Here is a 25,965-nt window from a genome sequence, read left to right on the forward strand (position 1 = left end):
GTCCAGCCATTCTCAGACAGCGCCGCCTTAGGCGGGGAGCTGCAGGACCTCGCCGGTGAAGATGAGGTCGGGGTGGACGATCGTGCCGGCGTTGGCAGCATAGAGAGCCTGCCAGCCGCCTGCGATGCCGAGCTTCTCGGCAATGGAGGACAGGGTGTCGCCAGCCTGAATGGTGTAGGTTTCACCGCTGACTGCCGGGGCCTGGACGGGTGCTGCCGGAGCCAGTGAGGATGCGGGAACCTCGACAGGTGCTGCAGCAACCGGGGCCGGCTCAGTGTAGACCGGGGCGGGAGCAACTTCCTGCACCGGGGTCTCCGGGACGTAGGTCTCCACCGGAGCGTAGGTCTCTACCGGAGCGTAGGTCTCTACCGGAGCGGTCTCAACGTACTGTTCCTGCGGTGCGACGGTGGTGCTCTGGGTGGTTACCTCGGGGGCGGTCACGCCGGTGGCGCCGCCGGAGAGGCCCAGCTTGGCAGAGCATGCGGGCCATGCACCCCAGCCCTGACCTGCCAGGACGCGCTCAGCAACAGCGATCTGCTGCTCACGGCTTGCGTTTTCGGGGCTGCCGGTTCCACCGTAGGCTGCCCAAGTGGAAGGCGTGAACTGCAGGCCACCGGAGAAACCGTTGCCGGTGTTGATGTTCCAGTTGCCGCCGCTCTCGCACTGTGCCAGGGCGTCCCAAGTACTCGCATCGGCCGCCTGGGCACCGGGCCCAGCAAAGGTGAGGCCTGCGCCGGCCACTACGGCAGCAGCAAGTCCACGGCGAACGTAACGGGTAATCTTAGAGTTCTTCATCAGCTGTATCTGCTCCTGAGGGCCCACCTGCGTTCCGTCCGTCCCCGGACTTCACAACACCGTCGCCGACCCCGCCAATTAGAGGTCTGGTTCAAGTGCTCCCACCGCGGCGACTTATGGTGGCGTGGGGCACCTTGCATTCATTCACGGCCGCACCATCTCGTGTGGGGTGCTGGCCGGCCGGATCAGCCTCAGCGGACTCTCTTGGATCCGACGTCGTCCCGTATCGGGTACATATCCAAGCTAAGGCGAGTTCGAATCGATACCAAATCGAGACCTTCGGAAATGAACCGTTACCATCCCGGTCTTCCGCTTATTCATGCCGATCGAGGCCCCAATTGTGTACTTTGCCACAGGGCGGTTTTAACGCTATTTAGAGCTGTCTGGACTTGGTTCTGTAACCGGTCTAGGGTTTGTCCTCGTGCTCACATTCTTCAATGCGCTCAAGCGCATTCTGGTGGGGCGTCCGTACGGGAATGAACGGCTTTCGCACACACTGCTGCGTAAGCGTGTCGCCCTGCCCGTATATGCCTCGGACGCGCTTTCGTCTGCAGCGTACGCGCCGGACGAAATCCTCCTCACCCTGGCCCTTGCCGGGGTCGCCGCCGTCACCCTCTCCCCCTGGGTGGGCCTGGCTGTCATCGTCGTCCTGCTGACCGTGGTGGCATCCTACCGGCAGAACGTTCACGCCTATCCCTCCGGGGGCGGGGACTATGAGATTGCCAGCGAGAACCTGGGCCGGCGTGCCGGGCTGACCGTCGGGTCCGCCCTGCTGGTGGATTATGTCCTCACCGTTGCCGTCTCCATGTCCTCCGCCTCGCAATACCTGGTAACCGTTGTTCCAGCGCTTCACGGCCGGCAGGGACTGCTCGCCGCGGCCGGGGTCGTCATCCTGATGCTGGTGAACCTGCGCGGTGTGAAGGAAGCCGGCAAGGTCTTCGCCATCCCCACCTATGTGTTCCTTGCTTCCGTCCTGGGCATGTGCGCCGCGGGCCTTTTCCAGGCCGCCACCGGCACCCTCGCCCAGGCGCCGTCGGCCGCCTTTGACCTGGTTCCCGAAGCGGGACTCGACGCCGGTTTGACCGGGCTGGCGGGCGCGTTCCTGCTGCTGCGGGCGTTTTCCTCCGGGGCGGCGGCCCTGACCGGGGTGGAGGCCATCAGCAATGGCGTACCCACCTTCCGGAAACCGAAGAGCACCAACGCCGCTACCACGCTGCTTCTTCTCGGCGGGCTCGCGGCTTTGATGCTGGCCGGGATCCTGACTCTCGCCTCCCTGACCAAAGTCCACTTCGTGCAGAATCCCGCCACGCAGCTGCTCCTCAACGGTGCTCCCGTGCAGGACTACCTTCAGCACCCGGTGATCAGCCAGCTGGCCGAGACCGTTTTTGGTGACGGCTCTCTGCTCTTCTACCTTGTGGTGGTCGCCACCGGACTGATCCTGGTGTTTGCTTCCAACACCGCCTTCAACGGGTTCCCGATTCTGGCTTCGGTGCTGGCCCGCGACGGTTACCTGCCCCGGCAGATGCGCACCCGCGGCGACCGGCTGGCCTTCAGCAACGGCATTATTGCCCTCGGCCTGGCTGCCCTGGTGCTGATCCTGGCGTTTAATGCCGATGTCACCCGCCTGATCCAGCTCTACATCGTGGGGGTTTTCGTCTCCTTTACGGCCAGCCAGCTGGGCATGATCCGGCACTGGACCAGGAAGCTGCGGACCGAACGAAACAAGGAGGCACGACGGCGGATGATGCGTTCGCGGGTCATCAACGCCTGTGGTTTCGGTATGACATCCGTGGTGCTGGTAATTGTGGTCATCACCAAGTTCGAGCACGGAGCCTGGATCGCACTGTTGGCCATGGCATTCCTCTATGTCGTGATGAACAGCATCCGTATCCATTACCAGTCCGTGGCGGAGGAGCTCCGCGTGGAGGACGACCCGGAGGTGCTGGCCCTCCCCAGCCGGGTCAACGCCGTCATCCTGGTGTCCAAGGTCCATAAGCCGGTGCTCCGCGCGCTTGCCTACGCCCGGGCTTCCCGCCCGTCCAGCCTGAACGCCATCATCGTGGATCTGGATCCCGAGGAAACGCAGAAGACGGTGGATGACTGGGAGCGGCTGCGCATTCCGGTGCCGCTGACCATCCTCTCCTCCCCCTACCGCGAAACTGTGTCCCCGGTTCTGGCTTACCTGCGTGAGGCACGCCGCAGTTCACCGCGGGAACTTTTTGTGGTGTACATCCCCGAGTACGTGGTGGGCCGCTGGTGGGAACAGCTGGTGCACAACCAGACGGCGCTGCGGATCAAGACCCGGCTGCACTTCGAGCCGGGAATCATGGTGGCGAGTGTCCCCTGGCAGCTGGCCTCCAGCCGGGATAAGTCCGGTGCGTCCGGCCCCGGCGATTAACCTGCCTGGGAATCCGGCGCCGCAAGGCTGAGCCGGGAGCCGGTCCAGCGCCGCCGCAGCCAGTGGTCATGGCTGGCCAGCACCACGGTGCCCGGATAATCGGCGAGGGCTTGCTCCAGTTCCCCGGCGAGGGCCAGGGAGAGATGATTGGTCGGCTCATCCAGCAGCAGCAGCTGCGGTGGCTCTGCCAGGAGCACCGCCAGCGCCACCCTCCGGCGCTGCCCCGGCGAAAGCTCACCCAGCCGCTGCTCCTCCTCGCCCGGATGCAGCAGGCCCAGCTCCGCCAACGACGGCGCCGGGCCGGGTTCCGCCAGCCGTGACCGGTAGGCTTCCCCGGCGGTGACCGCCAGATCCGGCCAGCGGTCTTCCTGGTGCAGCATGCCCACCGTCAGTCCGGCGGTGCGGACCACCTCTCCGGAGTCCGGGGCCACGGTTCCGGCGAGCAGCCCCAGCAGGGTCGATTTGCCCGCGCCGTTGGCGCCTTCCACCAGCAGGCGCCCGCCGGTCCGGAGCACCAGGGTCTGCGGAGACAGCCGTCCGGACACCCGGGTCTCAGCCAGGCAGAGAATTTCCTCCGGCTCCGAAGACAGGGCACTGCCGGGCCTTCCGTCAAAGGCCGGTATCCCGGCAAAGCGCAGCGGCGGCGGCGGGGCTGGAACCGCGGAGCGCTCCAGCTCGGCCAGGCCACGCCGTGCGGACTGGACCCGGCCGCCCACGGTTTTGGCAGCCTTGTCGCTGTAAAACTTCCGGGCCCCGCGGACTTCGGTTTTCGGCGCCGTGGTGTGGAAGACAGTGCGCCCGTCCACGTCTGCTATCCGCTGCAGCCGCTGCCGCTCCGCCTCCTGTGCCCGCCAGGCCTCATTCCAGCGGCTGCGCGCTCCCGCCCTGGCCCGCAGGTACTCCGAATAGCCGCCCGAATAATGGATGCCCTGAACGGACGGCCCGCTGTAGCTTTCGGGTCCGGAGCCGGAATCCAGGTCCACCAGGCCGGTGGCGGCGGCATCCAGGAACCACCTGTCATGGCTGGTCATCAACACCGGCCCCGGCCACGTGGAAAGTTCGGCGACCAGGAAGCCCACAGCGCCGTCGTCGAGGTGGTTGGTGGGTTCATCCAGAAGGAGGGCGAAGGGGCGTTCGAGCAGCACTGCGGCAAGTGAGAGCCGCCGCCGCTGGCCCCCGGAAAGAGCGCTCACAGGACGGCTTCGCGGCACTGTTCCCAGCCCCAGCCCGTCCATAACGACGGCGATCCGGGCATCCAGTGACCACAGTCCGGAGTGCTCCGCCTCCTGCAGCACCTGGTCATACGCCTCGGCGGCGGTGGAATCGTCCGGCGCGGTGCCCAGCCGCTCCGCCAGGGCGGCCAGGTCCGCTTCGAGTGAGCGGACGGGTGCGACAGCGGCCTCGAGCACCCGGTCCACGGACAGTCCGGGGGCGGATGCCATTTCCTGCTGCAGGAATCCGACGGATTCCGGACGGTATACGGAGCCGCTGTCCGGAGTAAGCCGTCCTGCGGCTATACGCAGGAGGGTGGACTTGCCCGCTCCGTTTTCACCGATCAGACCGGTGCGCTGTCCCGGAGAGACGGTGAGGGACACATCGCTCAGCAGCCGGCGTCCCGGATAGCGAAGGGTCACGGCTGCCAACCGGAGGTAACGGAGATGTCCGGCGGTTACTGACCGGGGATGCGCTGCGGGAAGGTGCTGTTCAGCCAATGAAGGGTCCTGACGTCCATTAGGAGGCCCCGCCGGGCATAATCCACACGGTGTCCGCCGCCGCTATCCGCTCAGTGCGGGTTACAACGGGCGTAACAGTGGAGCCTCGGGCGCGGGGATGGGGTGTCAGGACAAGAGCATGCACCGATCCTAGGTCCGGACCGGGCCGGGTGCAACTGCAGTGCCTAGGGCTGGCGGGCTCCGCGGCCCGCCAGGACCGACTGGTAGGCGTAGTCCGTGAGGCGGCCTTCGCGGGCAGCCTGAACCACAGCCTCGAAGGACCGGGGTCCGTCGTCGGCGCTGTAGGGGAAGTGGATCAGCTCGGCAATGAGTTCCCATTCCTCGGCGATGGTGTCGATCAGTTCTCCGGGGGTTTCGTCCGGGCCTGGACCGCCGCCCAGAACCGTCCAGTCCCCTTCCGGAACCCGGTAGGACTCCAGCCGTTCCAGGTCCGCTGCCAGCTCATCCAGTGAGGCGTATTCCCGCTGCGCCTCAGGCGGGACCGAGCCGTCCGGGGTGGCGAGCTGGCTGACAAAGCCGGTCTGGGTTGGGAACACGGAGGTGGGTACCGGCTCGCCCTCTTCGAGGTAGGCGGGCAGCTGGGACGGCATCCAGTACCAGGCGTCCCCCTGGTCCGGCCCGCCCGGCTGGTTACGCTCGCTGATCCAGCCGCGGGAGGTCAGCAGTTCCTCACCCTCATCGCTGCTGAACGCTTCCGTATCGCCAAGAATCCGATTGGTCTCGTGGGCGCTGCGGCGTGCCTGGGTTTTCTTGGCGGCTGCCTTCTTGCGCGGTTTGGACTTGGGCACTGCGGGCTCCTGGAAGGACGGCGGCGGGTGGGGAAAGGAAAGGAAAGGGGGTGCGAAAGCGGCTCCCGGCTAGAAGCCGGATCCGCCTTCGACCGCCATATTGGAGAATCTGGAGTAGTGGCCCTGGAAGCCCACCACAATGGTTTTTGTGGGGCCGTTTCGGTGCTTGGCGACGATCACGTCGGCTTCACCGGCGCGCGGAGACTCCTTGTCATAAATGTCCTCGCGGTGCAGCAGGATGACCATATCGGCGTCCTGCTCGATCGAGCCCGATTCACGGAGGTCGGAGACCATGGGCTTTTTGTCCGTGCGCTGTTCGGAGCCACGGTTCAGCTGTGAGAGCGCGATAACCGGAACGTCGAGTTCCTTGGCCAGCAGCTTCAGGGCACGGGAGAACTCGGAGACTTCCTGCTGGCGCGATTCAACCTTTTTACCGGAGGACATCAGCTGCAGGTAGTCCAGAACCACCAGTTTGAGGTCGTGCCGCTGCTTGAGCCGGCGGCATTTGGCCCGGATTTCCATCAGGGACATGTTCGGGCTGTCATCGATGAACAGCGGGGCATCGTTCATCCTGCCCATGGTGGTGGCGATCTTGCCCCACTGTTCGTCCTTGATCGTTCCCTTGCGCAGGTCCTGCAGGCCGATGGTCGCCTCGGCCGACAGCAGGCGCATGGCGATCTCGTTGCGGCCCATTTCCAGGGAGAAGAACACAGTGGTCATGTTGTTCTTGATCGCTGCGGACCGGGCAAAGTCCAGCGCGAACGTGGACTTACCCACGGCCGGACGGGCTGCGATAACGATCATCTGGCCCCCGTGCAGGCCCTGGGTAAGTTCGTCTAGTTCGTAGAAACCGGTCGGCACGCCGATCATGCCTTCGCCCCGATGGCCGGCGGACTCGATCTCATCGACGGTGCCTTCGATGATGTCCTTCAGCGGAACATAATCCTCGGCCGTGCGGCGTTCAGCGACGGCGTACACCTCGGCCTGCGCCGCGTTGACGATGTCGTCGACTTCCATCCCGTCGCTGGAGTAGCCCAGCTGGACAATCTTGGTTCCCGCGTCCACCAGCCGGCGGAGGACGGCACGTTCCCGGACGATTTCCGCGTAGAACCCGGCGTTAGCCGCCGTCGGAACGGACTGGATGAGGGTGTGGAGGTAGGCGGGGCCGCCGATCCGGCCGATTTCACCGCGCTTGGTCAGCTCATCCGAGATGGTCACCGCGTCAGCCGGTTCGCCGCGGCCGTAGAGGTCGATGATGGCCTCATAGATGGATTCATGGGCGGGGCGGTAGAAGTCCACACCGCGCAGCACCTCAACGCAGTCGGCGATAGCGTCCTTGGAGAGCATCATGCCGCCAAGAACTGACTGCTCAGCGACCAGGTCCTGCGGCGGGGTGCGGCCGAAATCCGAATTGCGGGTTGATTCCGCGGCATCCGCATGTGCAAGCGACACGATGGCCACCCTTTCCAAAAAACGTTAGATCCATGGCCCCGTCGGGCGGACGGCATGAGGCTGTTGCTGGATATCTGTCTACCCGACGGCACTGACACCGCCGGAGCTGCCGGCAGCGCCGCGCCGCTCCCCGCGCTGGTGCGCCGATGAAGGAGTCCACCGCAACCGTAGTCCCGTAAGGCCCCCTCAACAAACGAGTTATCCACAGGTGCTGTGGATACGCTGTTCATAACTGGGCGTGTCTTGTGCACAGGCTGGGCATAAGGCTGTGGATAACAAATTAGTTTTGCCGCTAATATGCCTCTGACTAGGGCAAACACTCGTCCACACCTGTGCACAGAGATGTAGTTTCCCGAACATTCACCCTCTACCTTCGGGTTGACAGATCGGCGTGAGGCGCGTAGGTCCGGCATTATCCACAGTTGATATCCACATACCTGTGGGCTGCGGAAGACTACTTGGATTTGGCGGCCCGTACGGCCTCCCTCACCGGCAATGGAGGTGCTTGACGCCACGGAAACGGGCGCGGAAGACCCGGGCAGCCGGCACGCAAAAGCGCCCCCCGCCGTGAGGCGGAGGACGCTTTTAGTCACGCAGTGCGCAACGGGCGGTACTAGCTGGCTACGACCTCGAGGTCGATAACAGCAGCAACGTCGTCGTGCAGGCGGACGTTGGCCTGGAAGGAACCAACCGACTTGATGTGAGTCGGCAGTTCAACCTTGCGCTTGTCGATGCTGCCGAGGCCGGCAGCTTCAACGGCAGCGGCAACGTCAGCGGGCTTGACCGTGCCGAAGAGGCGTCCGGACTCGCCGGCCTTGACGGTCAGCTTGACCGGCTTGGCGGAGAGAGCAGCAGCCTGCTTCTGGGCATCTTCCAGCGAAGCGTGCTCGCGGGCAGCGCGGGCAGCCTTGATGGACTCAACCTGCTTCTCGCCACCCTTGGTCCAGGTCAGGGCGAAGCCGCGGGGGATCAGGTAGTTACGTGCGTAACCATCCTTTACCTCAACAACGTCGCCTGCAGCACCGAGACCGGTCACTTCGTGGGTCAGAATGAGCTTTGCCATGAGTTAGGTTCCTTTCCTTTAGCCGCGGCCAGCGCCGGAGTAAGGCAGGAGAGCAACTTCACGGGCGTTCTTGATTGCCTGTGCGATCTTGCGCTGTTCCTGCACGGTTACGCCAGTTACGCGGCGAGCGCGGATCTTTCCGCGGTCGGAAATGAACTTGCGCAGCAATGCTACGTCCTTGTAGTCGATGACAGTGATGTCAGCGGCCTTCAAGGGATTGGACTTTGGTTTGGGCTTGCGAAGTTCAGCCTTAGCCATCGTGGAGCTCCTTATGTCTAGTGGAGCCCGTGGATTGATTCCACGGGATGGGCTCGACGGCGGTTGCCGTCAGAGGTTGTGCCTTGCGGCACAGAGGTGTTGCTTTAGAAGGGCGGATCGTTGGAATCCGGACCGGCTCCCCAGCCGCCTGAGTTGCCGCCCGCAGGCGCTCCCCAGGGGTCGTCCGCAGGTGCGGACTGCTGCTGCTGCTGGCCGCCCCAACCGGAGTTGGAGTTGCCGCCGAAGCCGCCGGAGTTTCCAGCATTGCCGCCAAAGCCGCCGCCACCACCGCCGGAGCGCTGGGTGCGGGTGACCTTTGCGGATGCGTACCGCAGCGAGGGGCCGATTTCGTCGACCTCAAGCTCCATGACGGTGCGCTTTTCGCCTTCTTTGGTCTCGTACGAACGCGACTTCAGTCGGCCCTGGCAGACGACGCGGGTTCCCTTGGTGAGGGATTCGGCGACGTTCTCCGCAGCTTCGCGCCAGACCGATGCACGGAGGAACAGCGTTTCGCCGTCCTTCCACTCATTGGACTGCCGGTCGAAGGTACGCGGCGTCGAGGCAATGGTGAAGTTCGCCACTGCCGAACCGGACGGAGTGAACCGGAGTTCCGGATCGTTCGTCAGGTTGCCGACCACGGTGATCGTTGTCTCGCCTGCCATTTATGCCTCCTGGTGTCTCGGCCCGGGATACGGGCCTTTCATTGACGAGTAAAGGTTGGGCCGAAATTACTCGGCGACGACCTTCTGGTCTTCGGGGCGGATGATCTTGGTGCGCAGGATGGTCTCGTTGAGACCAAGCTGGCGGTCAAGTTCAGCAGCCGCTGCAGGGCTGGCGGTGAAGTTAACCACCGCGTAGATGCCTTCGGCCTTCTTTTTGATTTCGTAGGCCAGGCGGCGACGGCCCCAGATGTCCACCTTGTCGACGGTTCCACCATCGTTGCGGACAACGTTGAGGAACTTGTCGAGCGAAGGCTCCACGGTACGCTCTTCGACCTCGGGGTCGATGATTACCATCAGTTCATAAGCACGCATTTGTGAACCCACCTCCTTTGGGCTATACGGTCACGGTATTTCCGTAACAGGAGGTTCTTTAGCGTTGTCTTTGCTCCGGGTGCGCAGCGGATAGTTCCGCCGCATGCCAAGAGCCTGCCAGCCAAAGGCCGACAGCACAGACTCCACTATCCTATCGGACTTTCACCCCCGGCTTTGACGCCGCGGGGCACCTGTGGACAACTGGGAGGAACCGGACGGCACCCGGGGTCAGCGGTTGAAGAACAGCTCCGCCGCCCGCGAGAGGGAGAAGGGATCCTGCACACCGGCCATTTCGCGGGCGGAATGCATGGACAACAGCGGAATTCCGACGTCGACGGTCCGGATCCCCAGCCGGGTCGCGGTGAGGGGGCCGATCGTGGAGCCGCAGGGAATCGAATTGTTGGAAACGAACTCCTGATAGGGCACTTCAGCCTCGCGGCACAGTCCCGCCCAGTAGGCTGCTCCCGGCGCGTCGGTGGTGTACCGCTGGTTGGCGTTGATTTTCAGCAGCGGCCCGCCGTTGAGGACCGGCTTGTTAGCGGGGTCGTGCCGCTCTGCATAGTTCGGGTGCACGGCATGTCCGGCGTCCGCGGAAATGCAGAACGACGCCGCGGACGCCCGCTGGGCTTCCACGGCACCGGCGCCCAGGCCGGCACTGATCCGGGCCAGCACGTCCTCGAGGAACGGGCCCGCCGCACCGGAGCGGCTGCCGCTGCCGACCTCTTCATGGTCAAAGGCGGCGAGGACCGCGATGGATCCCCCGGACTTGGCAGGAGCTGCGGCGATGAGTGCCTGCAGCCCGGCGTGCACCGAGGACAGATTGTCCAGCCGGCCGGAGGCGAAAAACTCACCCTCCGCACCGAAGACCTGTGCCGGCTGGGTGTCGGCGGCAACGACGTCGTACCCTCCGATCTCCGCCCGGTCCAGGCCAGCCTTGGCGGCGAGCAGTCCCAGCAGGTCCGCGGCGGACGGGTCCCCGAGCCCCCAGACCGGATTCAGGTGCTGCTGCTTGTCCAGCTTGAGGCCTTCGTTGACGGCCCGGTCCAGGTGGATCGCCAGCTGCGGAAAACGCAGCAGCGGCCCGGTCGCAACGAGGTGTTCTTTTCCATCCAGGGTGACCAGCCGGCCGGCCAGTTCCAGTTCGCGGTCCAGCCAGGAGTTCAGCAGCGGCCCGCCGTACACCTCCACGCCGGCCTGCAGCCACCCGAACCGGCCGGTTGTGGGTGAGGGCTTGAGCTTGAACGTGGGTGAGTCCGTGTGGGTGCCGAAGATGTTGAATCCGGTGGCCGGCCCCGCGTCTTCCGGAACGATCCAGGCGATAAACGCTCCGTCGCGGACCACCACGTAGCGCCCGGGCACTGCCGGCCACTCCTGCGCCTCGAACAGCTCGGTGAATCCGGCGGCGGCCAGCCGGTCCGCCGCGGTGCGCGCGGCGTGGAAGCTCGAAGGTGAGGCGCTGACGTATGCGCCGAGGTCGTGGATGTGCCCGTGCGGCTGCCTGGTGGGAGTCATGATCCGATCTAACCAGAAACCGGACACCACCGGACATAGACGCTGCCGGACATAACAGTGGAGGGGAACACGGCCGTTCTTCCGCGTTCCCCTCCACCGGGTTTGTGCAGCCCGGCATGTGGCACCGCGGGCGGGTCTATGGGGGCTTAGACGTCCCGGATCTTGTTCACGACCAGCGCCGCGATCAGCAGCGCCACCGCCCACCCGCCCAAAACAAGCCCGCCCTCGAGCTGGTTCAGCGCACCGTCAGAAATGCTGGTAGCCACAAGCTGGGCACCGGCACTGCTGGGCAGGAAGCGGGCGGCATCGGGAATCCAGTCCGCCAGCCCGGAGATCAACTGAACAATCACCGGCAGGACAAACAGGGCACCAATGATGGTGACGACGCCGCCGGCCGTGCTGCGCAGCAGGGCACCGATGGCAACGCCCATCACCGCGATGGCGGCCAGAAACGTTCCGGTGTTGATAATGCTGGGCAGCACCCAGGGGGCATCCAGCGTGAAGTCCAGGTTCTCCGTCGCCAGCAGGGGCTGGCTGATCAGGAAGCTGGCAAACGCCCCAGCGACCCCGATGACGAAGGCAACCACCGCAGTGATGATGGCCTTGGCGAACAGAGCCGGCGTACGGGTGGGAACGGCCACCATGGTGGAGCGGATCATTCCGGTGCTGTATTCGGACGCAACCAGGACCACGGCAAGGGCAGCGATCAGCAGCTGGCCGAACAGGACGCCCGAAGCGGGGGTGTCATAGACCATGGCCTGCAGGTCCATGCCGGATCCAACACCCATGGCCGGGGCCATTGCGGGATCTTCGGCGAGCAGTTCAGCGGTGGTCGCCCAGCTCCAGGCAACAAGTGCCGCGATTCCCACCATCACCACCAGGGTGGTGGCCAGCAGGATCACTGTGGACGGGACCGTGGTCACCTTGATCCACTCAGAGCGCAGGATCCGGGCGAAGTTCACGCCGCTGCCGTCGGTGCGGGACGTCCGGCGGGACGGCGCTGGTGCGGTAGTGGTGCTCATGCTCGGGTTCCTTCCACAACAGGCTCGGCTGCTGCCGGTTCCTGGCTAAATCCGTGGGACTTGTACTCGACGTCGTCCCGGGTGAGTTCCATGTAGGCGTCTTCGAGCGAAACCTGCAGTGGAGTCAGTTCCGTGAGCAGGATCCGGCGGTCCAGTGCAATTTCCGCGATAGCGCGCGAATCGGTGCCGCTGACTTCGAAGAGGCCTTCCTCGAGGCGGTTGATCTCCGCGCCCTGCCCTTCAAGGACCGGCAGGAGATCAGCAGCATTGTCCGTCCGCACCCGGGTCCGCTGGCGGCCGCCGCCGTCGATAATGTCCTGGATGGGCGCGTCGGCGATGATGCGTCCGCGGCCGATCACAATCAGATGGTCCGCGGTGACGGCCATTTCACTCATCAGGTGGGAGGACAGGAAGACCGTGCGGCCTTCGGCTGCCAGGCCGCGGGCCAGGTTGCGGACCCAGAGCACGCCTTCAGGATCAAGGCCGTTGACAGGCTCATCCAGGATCAGGGTGCTGGGATCCCCCAGCATGGCGACGGCGATGCCGAGCCGCTGGCCCATGCCCAGGGAGAACCCGCCTACGCGCTTTTTCGCCACGGGCTCCAGCCCGGTCAGCTCAATGACTTCGTTGACGCGCTTGTTGGAAATGCCGTGGGTCGCGGCCATGGCGCGCAGGTGGTTGTACGCGGAGCGGCGGGTGTGGACTGCCTTGGCGTCCAGCAGGGCTCCGACTTCATGCAGCGGTGCCTTGTGCCGGGCGTACGGTGCTCCGTTGACGGTGACGGTGCCGGCGCTGGGCCGGTCCAGGCCCACGATCATCCGCATAGTCGTGGATTTGCCGGCGCCGTTCGGGCCCAGGAAGCCGGTGACCTTGCCTGGCTGAACAGTGAAGGAAACATTGTCGACGGCGGTTTTGGCGCCGTAGCGTTTCGAGAGGCCGTGTGCCTCGATCATGGTGATCCTCATGTTGGAACGGACAGATTCTTTGGGGGCTGCCCCCACCCTATGCGAGTGCAGGCGCCGCCGGACCGTTCCAAGGGATGAATCAGGTGTATTCAGGAGTCACCCTTAGGGATGACTCAGGGTCCGCCCTGACGGGTGTTCGGGCATCCGCGGCGCCTTTGAACCTAGACGTCCCGCTTCTTCAGGACAACGACGGCGGCCGCCAGCAGCACCACGGCCCACCCGGCGAGGATCAAGCCGCCCTCCACCTGGTTGAACTGATCCGGCGCGATGCTCGTGGCCACGAGCTGGGAGGCCGCACTGCTGGGCAGGAACCGGGCGGCATCTTCGACCCAGTCAGCCAGTCCCGTGAGCAGGCCCGCAATGATGGGCAGGACAAACAGCGCCCCGACCAGGGTGACCACTCCCCCTGCGGTGCTGCGCAGCAGGGCACCGATGGCCACACCCATAACGGCGATCAGCGCCAGGACAGTGCCGGTGTTGATGATGGCGGGCAGCACCCCTTCTGCGTCCAGCCCGAAATCCAGGTTGGAACCGGCGAGGATCGGCTGGGCCAGCAGGTAGGTGGCGAGGGCGGCGACAACGCCGAGCAGGAAGGAGATGACGGCGATCACCAACGTCTTGGCCAGCAGGGCCGGCGTGCGGGTGGGCACCGCCACCATGGTGCTCCGGATCATGCCGGTGGTGTATTCGGAGCCGATCAGCACCACCGCCAGTGACGCTATCAGCAGCTGGCCGAACGGCAGCCCGGCGGCCGGAATGTCGTACGCCACGTTCTGCAGGGGCTCACCGATTCCCTCCGGAGGTCCCGCCGCGGGGTCACTGGCCAGCTGCACGGTACCCCACGCAACCAGCGCACCCAGGCCCACCATCACCGCGAAACTCACTGCCAGGAGAATAACCGTGGAGGGCACCGTGGCAGTCTTGATCCATTCCGAGCGCAGCACGCGCCCGAACGTCACCGGACGGCCGGCCCAGCTGCGCGGTGACCGGGACACGGGAGCTGCTGCCGTGCTCATGCGCCCTGTCCTTCGCCTGCCGGGAGCGCCTGCTCACCGGGCTGCCCGGACCGGTACTCCACCTCGCCGCCGGTCAGTTCCATGTAGGCGTCCTCCAGCGAAACCTGCTGCGGTATGAGCCCGGTGATCAGGATTCCCCGGGCGAAGGCCGCTTCGGCGATGCTGCGGGCAGGCAGTCCAAGGATTTCGAGTTCGTCCGCCGCCGTCCTGCGCACCTCCACGCCCGGCGACCCGACGGCGGCACCCAGGGCACCGGCGTCGTCCGTGCGCACCAGGACGCGGTCGCGCTTGCCGCCGGTCAGGACGGTTTCGATGGGAGCGTCGGCCAGGATCCGGCCCCGGCCGATCACTATGAGATGGTCCGCGGTCAGCGCCATTTCACTCATCAGGTGGGAGGAGATGAAGATGGTGCGGCCTTCCGCCGCCAGACCCTTGACCAGGAACCGCACCCATTTCACGCCTTCGGGGTCCAACCCGTTCACCGGTTCATCCAGGATCAGGGTCTGCGGATCCCCCAGCAGGGCCGCGGCAATGCCCAGGCGCTGACCCATGCCCAGAGAAAAGCCGCCCACCCGTTTCCTGGCTGCCGGTCCCAGCCCGGTGAGTTCAATAACCTCCCGGACCCGGGAGGCCGGGATGCTTTCGGTTGCGGCCATCGCGCGCAGGTGGTTGTACGCGGTGCGTTTCGGATGGACGGCCTTGGCCTCGAGCAGTGCACCGACCTCATGCAGCGGCATCCGGTGCCGGTCGTAGGGTTTCCCGTTCACGCTCACGTTCCCGGCGGTGGGATGGTCCAGTCCGACGATAAGCCGCATGGTGGTCGATTTCCCGGCGCCGTTGGGCCCGAGGAATCCAGTCACCTTGCCCGGCTGGACCGAAAAGGTGATGCCGTCGACGGCGGTCTTGCCGCCGAAGCGCTTGGTGAGTGCGTGTGCCTCGATCATGGTGGGTCCTTACGTTCGGGAAGAGCGGGACCTAACGGGAACTCACCGCCTCGAACTTGCGCACTGCCAGCGGCACGAACACCACGAGCATGAAGGCCGAGCCGATCAGGACAGTGGCGATCGGATTCTGCATGGGCCAAGTATCCGGCACCGGCGTTGTCCCGAGGTTGCCGAAGAGCTGCCGCACTGCCTGGACCAGAGCCGAGACGGGGTTCCAGTCGGCGATGGTCCGCAGCGGTTCCGGCAGGGTGGAACTCTGCACGAAGGCGTTTGAGATAAAGGTGATGGGAAACAGGATGATGAAGGACGCGTTATTGATCGCTTCCGGGGACCGCACGGACATTCCCAGCAGGGCCATCACCCAGCTGAAGGAATAGGAGAACAGCAACAGCAGTCCAACGCCGCCGAGGAAGCTCCAGAAGTCGGTGTTGACGCGCCAGCCGACCAGCAGTCCGGTCCCCATCATGATCACTATCGAGATGCTGTTCAGCACCAGGTCGGAGTTTGTCCGGCCAATCAGCACGGCTGAGGGACTCATGGGCAGGGTGCGGAAGCGGTCGATAATCCCTTCCTTCAGATCCTGCGCCATGGCCGACCCTGAGAAGGTGGAGCCGAACACCACCGTCTGCGCGAAGATTCCGGCCATCAGGTACTGCGTGTAGTTGGTGCCGGCCACCTGGATGGATCCGCCGTAGACCTGGCTGAACAGCAGCACGAACATGATCGGCTGCAGCACGGCGAACACCACCATGTCCGGTGTCCGGCGGATCTTGATCAGGTTTCGCTTGGTGACGGTCCAGCCGTCGGAGGCCCAGCTGCCGGCGGTTGTGCCCGAACCGGGCCGGAAATCAAGTGTCTGTGTGGCGGTGCTCATCGCGCGGCCTTCGCTTTCCCGGCGTCGTCCTTCTCCTCTTCTGCAGCGTGCCCGGTGAGCTTGAGGAAAACGTCGTCCAAGGTGGGGCGGCGGATCCCGGCGTCGTGCAGCTCGATCCCGGAGGATTCAAGATCGCGCAGCACCTGCTGCAGCGCCGCGGGTCCCTCGGTGACCGCAACCTCGAGAGTCCGTCCGTCACTGGCGGTCTGGACCTCGCCTTCGCCGTACCGGGCCAGCACTTCCCGGGCGGTACCGGCGTCGAATGCGTCCACCAGCGCCACAGCCACCCGGTGCCCGCCGATCCGGGCCTTGAGCTGGTCGGAGGTGCCTTCTGCGATGACCTTGCCGCCGTCGATTACGGCCACGGTGTCCGCAAGCTGGTCTGCTTCCTCCAGATACTGGGTGGTGAGCAGGAGGGTGGTCCCGCCGGCGACCAGGGACTTGATGACCTCCCAGAGCGCCAGCCGGCTGCGGGGATCCAGACCGGTTGTTGGTTCGTCCAAAAACAGGACCCGGGGCTCGTTCACCAGCGCTCCGGCCAGGTCCAGCCGGCGGCGCATACCGCCGGAATACCCCTTGACGGGGCGGTTGCCGGCATCTGAAAGCTCAAACTGGTCAATGAGTTCCGCTGCCCTGGCCCGCGCCTTCTGGGCCGGGAGGTGGTAGAGCTTGCCGACCATCCGCAGGTTCTCAATGCCGGTCAGGTTCTCGTCCACGGCAGCGTACTGGCCGGAGACACCGATGATCCGGCGTACCTCCTTGGGCCGCGCTGCCACGTCGATTCCGTCGATGGAAGCGGTTCCGGCGTTGGGTTTGATCAGCGTGGTCAGGACCTTGACCGCAGTGGTCTTGCCAGCCCCGTTGGGGCCGAGGAGGGCGGTGACGGTGCCTTGGGGAACTCCGATATCGAGTCCGTCGAGGGCATGCACCGGCCCCGATTTTGATCGGTAGATCTTGGTCAGCCCGTGGGCCTGGATCAGGGGATCCCGCCGGCCCACCGGGCGTTCCGGACGTGGGGGATTTTGGGGAAAAGACATGCGAACAGGGTAGGACTGCGCCGCCGCAGCCGAAAGGCCCTTTCCGGACAGCTTTGGTCCGCAAGTCCCAATACCGCGGAAAGTTGTCCGGATTTGGCGGTTAAGCGGCAGGATCCTTCGCTGGGTGCGGGTGCTTTCGGCGCTCGGCTGCCGCGGGCGCGAAGATAATCGAGAGCAGAATCGCGGCACCGACCATCAGCAGGGCATTGCGCAGGCCCCAGAGTTCACCGAGGAAGCCGAGCACCGGCGGTCCGACGAAGAATGCGGTGTAGCCCAGGGTGGAGACCACGGAGACCCGCCCGGCCGCGAGCGCCGGATCGTCCCCGGCAGCCGACATACCCATCGGGAAGCCCAGCGCGGCGCCAATTCCCCAGAGGATGACGCCGATGCCGGCCAGCCACAGTGACGGCGCGGTCACAAACAGGACGAGTCCCACCAGGGAGGCGCTCATGCACAGGCGCAGCGCCCGGACCCGCCCGAGCCGGTCAATCAGCCGGGCGCCAAACCAGCGGGTGGCGGTCATCGCCGCCACGAAAACACCGAACATCACCGCACCGGCTGTTTCCGAGCTGGAAAGCCCGTCCACTGTCGCCTTGGCCACCCAGTCGTTGGCGGCTCCTTCGGTTAAGGCGGCGCCCAGGACGACAACGCCGATCAGCAGGGTGCGCCCTTCCTTCCATGCCGCAAAGCTGGACGGCTTGGCCGCTGCTTCCCCGTGGTCCGGCGCCGGGGTGTCCGGCAGGAACGCCCGGGGAATCAGGAGCACCAGGACAACGGCGATCACGATGATGCCGATCAGGTGCAGCGGCAGGCTCACACCGACGGCGGAGAGCACGGCACCGATCATGGCGCCCACGAAGGCTCCGCCGCTGAACGCCGCATGGAACTGGGGCATGACCGTCCGGTTCAGCCTGTGCTCTACCTCGGTCCCCTCCAGGTTCATGGCTACGTCCCACAAACCGATGCCGGCGCCGAACACCAGCAGGCCGCCGGCAGTCAGCGGAATGGAGGTCCAGGCCAGGCCTGCGGCAATCACCAGGGCGGCGAAAGACGCCAGCAGCCCACCCAGCCGGACGGCGTTGGCCGTGCCGACCCGCTGGGCCACGGCACCGGCCAGCGGCAGGGACGCCACTGATCCGACGGCGGAGAACAGCAGGAGCACGCCGACACCGGCGGATCCTATCCCCAGTGCCTCGGCAGCCGCGGGGATCCGGGCTGCCCAGCTGGCGAAGATCATGCCGTTCAGCCCGAAGATGGCGAAAACCGCCAGTAGTGCCCGATCCAGTGATGTGGTTTGCACGTGCTCATTCTGTGGCACGGGTGCCGTCCAGGGGAAATTCCCCGGCCGGTGAGGCTTAGCGGACCCGCTGCACCCGCTTCTCATCCCAGACGGGTTCCTCGGATTCGTAAACCTTCCCGTCGGAGCCGAAGACCAGGAACCGGTCGAAACTGCGGGCGAACCAGCGGTCGTGCGTTACGGCCAGGACCGTTCCCTCGAAGGCCTCGATGGCTTTCTCGAGTGCCTCGGCCGAGTGCAGGTCCAGGTTGTCGGTGGGCTCATCCAGCAGCAGCAGCGTGGCGCCGGAAAGCTCCAGCAGCAGGATCTGCAGCCGCGCCTGCTGGCCTCCGGACAGCGAGTCGTACTTCTGCTCCCCCTGGGAGGCCAGCCCGTAGCGGTCCAGGGCCCCGGCCGCGGCTTCCCGCCCCAGACCGGAGCGGTGCTCGTCACCGCGGTGCAGGATGTCCAGCAGCGTTTTGCCCAACAGGTCCTGCCGCATCATGGTCTGGGCGAAGAATCCGGGACGGATCCGGGCGCCGAGCTTCACCGACCCAGCGTGGGGAACGGGCGCGATTTCCACTTCGGAAACGGGCTCGTGTTCCTTGTCCGGGTCGCTGCCGCCCAGGGCCAGCAGGCGCAGGAAGTGGGACTTGCCGGAACCATTGGAGCCCAGGACACCTACCCGGTCACCGAACCAGATCTCCGTGCTGAACGGTTTCATCAGCCCGGTGAGTTCCAGCTTCTCTGCCACAACGGCCCGCTTGGCCGTGCGCCCGCCGCGGAGCCGCATCTGCACATTCTGTTCAATCGGCAGGGCTTCGGGCGGACCTGCCTCGAGGAACTTCGCCAGCCGGGTCTGGGCTGCGTGGTACCGGTTGGCCATGTCTGAGCGGAAGGCCGCCTTGTTCTTGTACATGTTGACGAGTTCCTTGAGCTTGAGGTGCTCCTCGTCCCAGCGCCGCCGCAGCTCCTCGAACCGGGCGTTGCGGTCTTCACGGGCCTGGACGTAGCTTTCAAACCCGCCGCCGTGGATCCAGGCGGAGGCTCCGTTGATGCCCGGTTCCAGGGTGACGATCCGGGTGGCGGCGTTGGCCAGCAGTTCCCGGTCGTGGCTGACGAACAGCACCGATTTGTTCGATTCGGCCAGTTTCGCTTCAAGCCAGCGCTTGCCCGGAACATCCAGGTAGTTGTCCGGCTCATCCAGCAGCAGCAGCTGATCCGGACCGGAGAACAGCGCCTCCAGCACCAGGCGTTTCTGCTCTCCGCCGGAGAGCGTGCTGGCCTTGCGGTACTGCGCCCGGTCGAACGGCATCCCCAGGGAGGCCATGGTCACCTCGTCCCAGACGGTCTCCTGCTCGTACCCGCCGACGTCGCCCCAGTCCGCGATTGCCTGGGCGTAGCGCATCTGGGTGGGCTCGTCGTCGTTCTCCATCATGGCCAGTTCCGCGTCATCCACCGCCCGGGCGGCGGCAGCGAGCACCGGCGGAGCGGCGGAAACAAGCAGGTCCCGCACCGTGCTTCCGTCGCGGACCTGGCCGACGAACTGGCGCATGATGCCCATGTTCCCGGAGCGGGAGACAGTGCCCTCATCGGGTTTGATCTCGTCCGAAATGATCCGCAGCAGAGTCGTTTTACCGGTGCCGTTCGGGCCGATCAGGGCTGTCTTGTGACCATCACCGACCTTGAAGCTGACACCGCTGAGCAGCTGCCGTCCGTCGGAGAGGAAGTAATCGATATTGGATACGTCGAGGTGAGCCACGCTTCCATCCTCCCATTACCGGCCGGCAGTGCCCGGCGTGACGGCGACGCCCGGCGAAGCATAGGATTGCTGTCCCGTTCCCTACCGAAAGCAGGAGAGATGATCTTCATTGTCGTTAAGTTCAAGGTCAAGCCGGAGTGGACTGACCGGTGGCCGGAACTCACCGCCAATTTCACTGCCGCCACCCGTTCCGAGCCCGGAAATCTGTGGTTCGACTGGTCCCGCAGCCTGGAAGATCCCAACGAATACGTGCTGGTGGAGGCGTTTAAGGACGACGCCGCTGCGGCTCACGTGAACAGCGACCACTTCCAGCAGGCCATGAAGGACATGGTCCAGGCGCTGGTGGAAACCCCGCGCATCATCAACACCGTCATTGACGGTGAGGACTGGTCCCGGATGGGTGAACTGACCGTCGAGTAGGCCGCCGCGCCTGGACGCTGCCGGTTCCCGGGCAGCGGCCAGATCGGGCGGGAGGCACCCGGAACGTTCAGTTCTCCGGCGTGTATCCTGCCCGCTCCAGCATTTCCCGCAGATCGACCACAGTCTGTTCGTCGATGTCCTTGCCCTTCGGCGGGGTGAGGACATCGGTGCGGCCCGCGAGCGTGACCTCGTATTTGCCGTTATGTTCCCGGGTGGTGTCTGCGACCGCCTCAAGCAGCGAACGCACCCGCTTCCACTCGATGTTGTGGGATACGGGATGGCGCATGATCTGGTTCAGCGTGTCCCGGTGATGGTTGTTCAGGTGCTCAGGTGTCTCCGTCATGGCAACCTCCTTCATCAAGTTCGCCATGCACCGGGCGGCAGTGCAAGAGGCTAGGGCCGGAAGTTGAGCTTCAACGTGTTCCCGGCCAGCTCCAGCTCCGAGGTGAACGGAATATTCACCAGATCGGACCGGGTCTCCCAGCGTCCGTCACCGCCAGCATCCTCCTGGTAGGTGACGCGGGCCTTGCCGCCGGTGGCATAAACAGTCAGGCCGGTGTCCGGGGTGCCGGTGATCCGGTAGACGGGTGCTCTTTCCTCGGTCCACTGAACCGCCCGGTGGCCTGCGGTATCCCCGTCGGAGGTGTACGCCGCGTTCGGACAGGCCACCGGAGCGGTCTCCTCCCGGTCCAGGCAGTCCCGGAGGTAGGCCTCTCCCTGAGCCTGCACCTCGGCAGCCAGTTCTTCCGTCACGGACGCAGCCAGGCGGACGGGATCCGGGTCTCCGGCCATTCCCGGCTCCACCAGGACCGTGTGCGGGCTGCCGAAGGTGAGGTAACGGGTGTCCGGGCCTTCGAGCCGGTACCGGCCCGGGAGCAGCCGCACCTCGACCGTTCCTGCACCGGCAGACGGCAGCTGGAGATCCCGTCCGTTGATCCGGAGAGTCCCGGTGCCGGAGGGAACCGTCACCGCCACCGTGCGCGCGGCCGTGTGCTGGAGCTGCCAGCCGGTGAAGAAAAGCAGCCGCTGCCCGTCGGCCTGGAGTTCGAACTCCACGGTGGAGCGTCCACCGTTCTGTTCCAGCTCAGCACGGACAACGGCTTCGCTGCCGGTGATTTCTTCGCCCAGCACCCTGAAGCCGGTGATCCGGTCCTCCGCCGCGGCGTAAATGCCCGCGTCCTCCGGGGTTATCGCTTCTGAGTGTGGCAGCAGCGCCACCGCCGCGCTTTGATCCCCCGAGGCCAGGGCAGCCAGATATGCGTCCACCTGAGCCTGCGGACCATAAACCTCGTGGCTGAGGAAACGGAACCCGATAATCCCGGCGGTGATGAGCAGCAGCGCCCCTGCAGCGGCCAGTCCGACGGCGGTTCTCTTCCCGCGCCGGGTCCGGCGGCGGGAAGCGCGTGGCCGGAGCTCCGTTGCCGGCCGCGGGATGTCATCAGCGGCGCGGGTGCGGGGGGCCACTGGTGGCGAAACGGTCATCTGATCCCCCGGCTAAACTCTGGCGGCCGCTCTCAGCAGCGGCGGCTTCTCTTCAAGATACAGGCCGCGGACGCAGGTTCCGCGGCACGGCGCGGCCGTTGCCGGGCGGGGCACCATGGCGACGGCGGTTGCCGGGGTGCGGGGGCCGTTTGCCGGCGCCGTCATCCGGTGGGCGCGAGATCCGGGACGGGAAGGTCAAAAACCTGCCGCAGCGCGAGCGAAGCAGCGTGGTAACCGCCCATGCCGTGGACACCCGGTCCCGGCGGCGTGGACGCGGAACACAGATAGACGCCCGGCAGCGGTGTCGCCCAGGGCGTTGGGGAGGCCACGGGGCGGCGGATCATCTGGGCCAGGGTCACCGCCCCGGCACCAAAGTCCCCGCCCACATAGTTCTCGTTGTACGCGGCCAGTCCTGCCGCCGTCGTCGCCTGCGATTGAACAATCAGGTCCCGGAAGCCGGGAGCGAACCGTTCGATCTGAGCCGTCACGGCTTCGGTCATGTCCCGCTCTGAGCCGGCCGGCACGTGGCAGTAGGACCAGAGAATATGCCGGCCCGCGGGCGCACGGGAGGGGTCAAACCCGCTGGGCTGGGAGACCAGGACATACGGGCGTTCGGGGTGCCGGCCGGAGGCGACCTCCGCCTCCGCTGCCGCGGTTTCCGCCCGGGTTCCGCCCAGATGAACCGTTCCCGCGGCAGCGACTTCCGGATTGGTCCAGGGCACCGGACCGGACAGGATGAAGTCCACCTTGCAGGCAGCGTTGCCGTAGCGGAACTTCTCCAGGCGATGCGCGTACCGGCCTGGCAGCCGGTTCCCGGCCAGGCGCAGCAGCCCGGTGGGTGAGGTATCCAGGATCACTGCCCGCGAGGATATTTCCGCCAGCGAATCCACCCGCTGCCCGGTTTCCAGCTCTCCCCCGTGCTGGCGCAGGTCCGCTGCCAGGGCATCGGCGATGGACCGGGACCCGCCTTCGGGAACGGGCCAGCCCACGGTGTGGGCCAGCACGGCCAGGAGCAGCCCGGCCCCGGCCGAGGGCAGGGAGGGCAGCCGGCCCACCGGATGCGCCATCACCCCGGTCAGCAGGGCCGGGGCCGCGTCCCCGGAGAACCGGCGGTTCCAGGCGGGGGTTCCCTGTTCCAGTGCGGCCAGGCCGAACCGCAGGGCGGCGGCGGGATTCCGCGGCAGGCGCAGCAGCGGGTTCATCAGCATGGCGGTGATGGCTTCGGAATGCTGAACCAGCGGACGCATCAGCGCACCGAATGCCTGCCCGTCCGCGCCAAGGCCCAGGATGGTGCGCTCCAGGCTGCGGTAGGCGACGGCAGCACGGCCGCCGTCGAGGGGCTGGGCGTAGGACGCCTCCGGTACGGTGAACCGGATCCGTTCGGCCAAGCCGAAGCGGCGGAAAAACGGTGCTGCCAGCGCCATCGGATGGACAGCCGAACAAACGTCATGAAGGTGCCCGGGCTGCATCAGTTCCCGGGTGCGGGATCCCCCGCCCGCAGTGGGGGCAGCTTCCAGGACACGCACCGAAAGTCCGGCGCGTGCCATGGTCACGGCTGCAGCCAGCCCGTTGGGCCCGGCTCCCACCACGGTTACATCAGTCACGGCGTCCCTTCACGGCGGCGGGCAGGTTCTTGAGCCGGCCCAGGATGCCCGCCACAGCGGACGGGGCTTCGCGGCGGACCCGCAGTGCGCTGGCCAAGACCCGGTAGCGGACCGGCCGCAGCGGAATGTCGTAGGTGGTCGGCACGGTGACGATGGTCTTGGAGAAGTTCCGTTTGAACGTGGTGACGTTCGCCAGCGAGGGATAGTTCTCGCTCTCGATTCCGGTCAGGCCGCAGCCGGTGTTTCCTGCGTCCTTGAGTACCTTGAAGGCCTCCCAGAGGAGCAGGTACGGCGCGTTGGTCTTGCGGGCGTCCCGGGAACTGGCCGCAAAATAGTAGACCGAATAGCCGCGGTACTCGGTGGTGATCAGCCAGGAGACGGGCTTGCCGTCCATGTAGGCGACCATCAGGCGCAGGTAGTCCCCGAGCTCGTCCAGCAGGGTTTCGTAGAACGCCGAGTCAAAACTGGAGAACCCGTCGCGGGCCGCGGTTTCCTGCATGATGGGGAAAAGTTCGGTGCGGAACACCGTGGTCCACTGCGCGCGTTCGATCGTCCGTACTTCAACCCCCAGTTTCTCCGCCTTGCGGATCAGGTTGCGGGCGTTGGGCCGGAAGCCGGCGAAGATCTTTTCGGTGTCCGGGGTCAGGTCTACGACGATCTCACGTTCGTACCAGCCGTGTTCCAGCGGACCGGTGACCGGGGGCTGGGGATGTTCCACCTGCATACGGACGTACAGCGGATCCACGGCGGGGTCGGCGCGGAACTGTTCCTGGATGGTCTGCACCAGCCGGGCTTCGGCCGCAGGTGTGCGCTCGGCGAACCAGGTGGGACCGTTGACGGCCACCAGGGAGGGCCTGAAACGGCGGGAGGAGCGCAGAAAGCTGGCGGTGGCGATCAGCTTCCCGCCGTCGTAGTAGGCCCAGATACCGTAGGGGTCACGGCCCAGGCGGGTTTCGAAATCCGCCCAGTACGGGGTCTGTTCAAGCGGAATCACGACGTCGGCATGCCTGGCGGCAAGAGCCTCGAAGTCCTCGCGGGACAACTGCTGGAAACGGTAGGGAGCGGGTGTCACAATGCTTCTTTCGCTGGGGCTTCGTCCGTTTCCAAGGGTACCTGAGCGCGGCGGCCGGGCCTGAGCCGCCACCGGTCAGGGGCATGGTCGAAGGGCCCGCCCTGCGGATCGTCGATGTCCAGCCGGCGGATCGGATCCGTCCGCGGGTTCAAAATGTCCCCCACCACACGGCCCATCAGGTACAGGGTGGCTCCCATGTGTCCGATGACGGAGGCGACGAACCATCCCGAGTCCAGGTTGTTCTCCGGCGGACCGCCGCCAACCACGGCAGCCAGGTACAGCCAAATGGCCCACCAGTGCATCACCTCGAAGAACTGCCAGATGAGGAAGTCCCGCCAGCGCGGCCGGGCCAGGGCCAGCAGGGGAACCAGCCACAGGACAAACTGCGGGGAATAGACCTTGTTGGTGAGGATGAACGCGGCGACGATCAGGAACGCCAGCTGGGCCAGCCGGGGCCTGCGGGGAGCCGCGAGCGCAAGCAGGGCGATGCCCGCACATGCCAGGGCGAAGAGGAAGTAGGCCCAGAACGTGATGAATGCGGGACTGACCGCCAGCGTGGGAAAGGTAATGTCCCAGGCCTGCCAGACGCTGGAGTTCCCGGACCCGCGGTCCCTGGAGAACTCGTAGAAGTGCCTCCAGCCCGGGTAGTCCCGAAGCATAAAGGGCACGTTGACCACCAGCCAGGTCCCCGCGGTCGCCGCGAAGGCCAGCAGGGCGGCCCGGAACTTCAGGGTCCGCAGCGCCAGCACCAGCACGGCACCGAGGATCAGCACCGGATACAGCTTCAACGCTGTACCCAGTCCCAGGAAGATCCCCGCAGCAACCGGTTTGTTCCGCGCGAATGCCAGCATGCCCAGCGCCGCGAGCATCACGGCCCAGATATCCCAGTTGATATAGATGGACAGGATCACGGCCGGGGCCACGGCAACCATGGCTGCGTCCCAGGGGCGCCGGTTAGCCATCCGCATGGTTGCCACCACGGTCACGATCCAGGCAATCGTGGCAAGAACGGCGTTCAGGTCGAAGTACACCAGTCCGCGGGATTCGGCGCCGGCCGGGACCAGCCAGGCTACAAACCCGGCCAGCAGACCGAGCAGCACGGGGTACTCGAACTCGGAGCCCGCGCTGATAAACGGATAAACCCCGTCCCCCAGACCGCGTGCGCTGAAGAGCGCCGGCCAGTCCGAATAGCAGGCCATGTAGAACTGGTTGGACCAGCCGGTGAGCCGGCAGGGGGTTTTGGCCAGCAGCGCGGTCAGGGCCGCTCCCGTGGTCATGAGAATGAGCACACGCTCCACGGTGAAGAAGCCCGGGGACACGACTCCCGGGGCGGTGAACCGCCCCAACGGCCCGCCAATACCTTCGGTAAAGCGGCGCAGCAGCCGGTCATTTCGGCTGGGGACGACGATGCGCAGCGGCCGCCGGCGGGGCTTGTGATCCATGCCTACCAGTATGCAG

The 25,965-nt window shown here is 65.7% G+C and carries 24 protein-coding genes; 2 read left to right on the plus strand and 22 right to left on the minus strand.

All coding sequences use genetic code 11. From position 1 onward, the window contains the following. Window positions 1-27: 27 nt before the first annotated feature. Window positions 28-795 carry a transglycosylase family protein gene (locus H9639_RS05790; protein ID WP_191807174.1) on the minus strand — a complete coding sequence of 256 codons (768 nt, stop codon included), beginning with the start codon at window positions 793-795 and terminating at the stop codon, window positions 28-30. Window positions 796-1,216: 421 nt separating this feature from the next. Between H9639_RS05790 and H9639_RS05795 the strand changes: the two genes are divergently transcribed. After that, window positions 1,217-3,193 (plus strand): APC family permease, encoded by a 1,977-nt coding sequence (locus H9639_RS05795; RefSeq protein ID WP_191807175.1) that lies wholly within the window; start codon window positions 1,217-1,219, stop codon window positions 3,191-3,193. Here the strand turns inward: H9639_RS05795 and H9639_RS05800 are convergent. The 16 genes from H9639_RS05800 to H9639_RS05875 form a co-directional block, all read right to left on the minus strand. Then, a complete protein-coding gene (locus tag H9639_RS05800; RefSeq protein WP_191807176.1) occupies window positions 3,190-4,905 on the minus strand; it encodes an ABC-F family ATP-binding cassette domain-containing protein in 1,716 nt (571 codons plus the stop codon). The two genes, H9639_RS05795 and H9639_RS05800, sit on opposite strands and share 4 nt — an antisense overlap. 185 nt (window positions 4,906-5,090) lie before the next feature. Beyond that, window positions 5,091-5,714, minus strand: a complete 624-nt coding sequence (locus tag H9639_RS05805) for a hypothetical protein (RefSeq protein WP_191807177.1) — start codon at window positions 5,712-5,714, stop codon at window positions 5,091-5,093. Window positions 5,715-5,783: 69 nt separating this feature from the next. Further along, a complete protein-coding gene (dnaB, locus tag H9639_RS05810) occupies window positions 5,784-7,166 on the minus strand; it encodes a replicative DNA helicase (protein ID WP_066300357.1) in 1,383 nt (460 codons plus the stop codon). A gap of 613 nt (window positions 7,167-7,779) precedes the next feature. Next, window positions 7,780-8,229: a 50S ribosomal protein L9 gene (rplI, locus tag H9639_RS05815; protein WP_066300360.1), complete on the minus strand. Its 450-nt coding sequence runs from the start codon at window positions 8,227-8,229 to the stop codon at window positions 7,780-7,782. Between the two features lie 18 nt (window positions 8,230-8,247). Further along, complete coding sequence (gene rpsR / locus H9639_RS05820) at window positions 8,248-8,487, minus strand: 30S ribosomal protein S18 (RefSeq protein ID WP_003800144.1); 240 nt, start codon at window positions 8,485-8,487, stop codon at window positions 8,248-8,250. A 104-nt stretch (window positions 8,488-8,591) separates the two neighbouring features. Further along, window positions 8,592-9,149: a single-stranded DNA-binding protein gene (locus tag H9639_RS05825; protein WP_191745394.1), complete on the minus strand. Its 558-nt coding sequence runs from the start codon at window positions 9,147-9,149 to the stop codon at window positions 8,592-8,594. A gap of 66 nt (window positions 9,150-9,215) precedes the next feature. Continuing rightward, complete coding sequence (gene rpsF / locus H9639_RS05830; protein ID WP_066300367.1) at window positions 9,216-9,521, minus strand: 30S ribosomal protein S6; 306 nt, start codon at window positions 9,519-9,521, stop codon at window positions 9,216-9,218. A gap of 228 nt (window positions 9,522-9,749) precedes the next feature. Beyond that, window positions 9,750-11,033, minus strand: a complete 1,284-nt coding sequence (locus H9639_RS05835; RefSeq protein ID WP_191807178.1) for a M18 family aminopeptidase — start codon at window positions 11,031-11,033, stop codon at window positions 9,750-9,752. A 146-nt stretch (window positions 11,034-11,179) separates the two neighbouring features. Next, window positions 11,180-12,055: an ABC transporter permease gene (locus H9639_RS05840; protein ID WP_191807179.1), complete on the minus strand. Its 876-nt coding sequence runs from the start codon at window positions 12,053-12,055 to the stop codon at window positions 11,180-11,182. Continuing rightward, complete coding sequence (locus H9639_RS05845) at window positions 12,052-13,008, minus strand: ABC transporter ATP-binding protein (protein WP_191807180.1); 957 nt, start codon at window positions 13,006-13,008, stop codon at window positions 12,052-12,054. Before H9639_RS05845 ends, H9639_RS05840 begins: the two co-directional genes overlap by 4 nt. Before the next feature lie 173 nt (window positions 13,009-13,181). After that, on the minus strand, window positions 13,182-14,036 hold the full coding sequence (locus tag H9639_RS05850; RefSeq protein WP_191807181.1) for an ABC transporter permease subunit: 855 nt from the start codon (window positions 14,034-14,036) through the stop codon (window positions 13,182-13,184). Continuing rightward, window positions 14,033-14,980, minus strand: coding sequence for an ABC transporter ATP-binding protein (locus H9639_RS05855; RefSeq protein ID WP_191745390.1), 948 nt, complete (start codon window positions 14,978-14,980; stop codon window positions 14,033-14,035). Before H9639_RS05855 ends, H9639_RS05850 begins: the two co-directional genes overlap by 4 nt. A 31-nt stretch (window positions 14,981-15,011) precedes the next feature. Next, on the minus strand, window positions 15,012-15,854 hold the full coding sequence (locus H9639_RS05860; protein WP_191807182.1) for an ABC transporter permease: 843 nt from the start codon (window positions 15,852-15,854) through the stop codon (window positions 15,012-15,014). Next, a complete protein-coding gene (locus H9639_RS05865; protein ID WP_191807183.1) occupies window positions 15,851-16,891 on the minus strand; it encodes an ATP-binding cassette domain-containing protein in 1,041 nt (346 codons plus the stop codon). Before H9639_RS05865 ends, H9639_RS05860 begins: the two co-directional genes overlap by 4 nt. A 100-nt stretch (window positions 16,892-16,991) precedes the next feature. Beyond that, a complete protein-coding gene (locus H9639_RS05870; protein ID WP_318241996.1) occupies window positions 16,992-18,191 on the minus strand; it encodes an MFS transporter in 1,200 nt (399 codons plus the stop codon). 55 nt (window positions 18,192-18,246) lie between these two features. Further along, window positions 18,247-19,929: an ABC-F family ATP-binding cassette domain-containing protein gene (locus H9639_RS05875; protein ID WP_191807185.1), complete on the minus strand. Its 1,683-nt coding sequence runs from the start codon at window positions 19,927-19,929 to the stop codon at window positions 18,247-18,249. A 99-nt stretch (window positions 19,930-20,028) separates the two neighbouring features. Between H9639_RS05875 and H9639_RS05880 the strand changes: the two genes are divergently transcribed. Further along, a complete protein-coding gene (locus H9639_RS05880) occupies window positions 20,029-20,349 on the plus strand; it encodes a putative quinol monooxygenase (protein WP_191807186.1) in 321 nt (106 codons plus the stop codon). 67 nt (window positions 20,350-20,416) lie between these two features. Here H9639_RS05880 and H9639_RS05885 read toward each other — a convergent pair whose 3' ends face one another. The 5 genes from H9639_RS05885 to H9639_RS05905 all read right to left on the minus strand — a co-directional run bounded on the left by H9639_RS05885 (window position 20,417) and on the right by H9639_RS05905 (window position 25,949). Further along, window positions 20,417-20,692, minus strand: coding sequence for a hypothetical protein (locus tag H9639_RS05885; RefSeq protein WP_191807187.1), 276 nt, complete (start codon window positions 20,690-20,692; stop codon window positions 20,417-20,419). Window positions 20,693-20,742: 50 nt separating this feature from the next. Beyond that, window positions 20,743-21,813 (minus strand): zinc ribbon domain-containing protein, encoded by a 1,071-nt coding sequence (locus H9639_RS05890; RefSeq protein WP_191807188.1) that lies wholly within the window; start codon window positions 21,811-21,813, stop codon window positions 20,743-20,745. Between the two features lie 179 nt (window positions 21,814-21,992). Further along, window positions 21,993-23,435: a phytoene desaturase family protein gene (locus tag H9639_RS05895; protein WP_191807189.1), complete on the minus strand. Its 1,443-nt coding sequence runs from the start codon at window positions 23,433-23,435 to the stop codon at window positions 21,993-21,995. After that, entirely contained in the window at window positions 23,428-24,507 is a 1,080-nt protein-coding gene (locus H9639_RS05900; protein WP_191807190.1) for a lipid II:glycine glycyltransferase FemX, read from the minus strand. The genes H9639_RS05895 and H9639_RS05900 overlap by 8 nt, the downstream gene beginning before the upstream one ends. Further along, on the minus strand, window positions 24,504-25,949 hold the full coding sequence (locus tag H9639_RS05905; protein WP_191807191.1) for a glycosyltransferase family 87 protein: 1,446 nt from the start codon (window positions 25,947-25,949) through the stop codon (window positions 24,504-24,506). Before H9639_RS05905 ends, H9639_RS05900 begins: the two co-directional genes overlap by 4 nt. Window positions 25,950-25,965 lie beyond the last annotated feature (16 nt).

It is taken from the genome of Arthrobacter gallicola, from assembly GCF_014836775.1.
Classification (GTDB): domain Bacteria; phylum Actinomycetota; class Actinomycetes; order Actinomycetales; family Micrococcaceae; genus Arthrobacter_B; species Arthrobacter_B gallicola.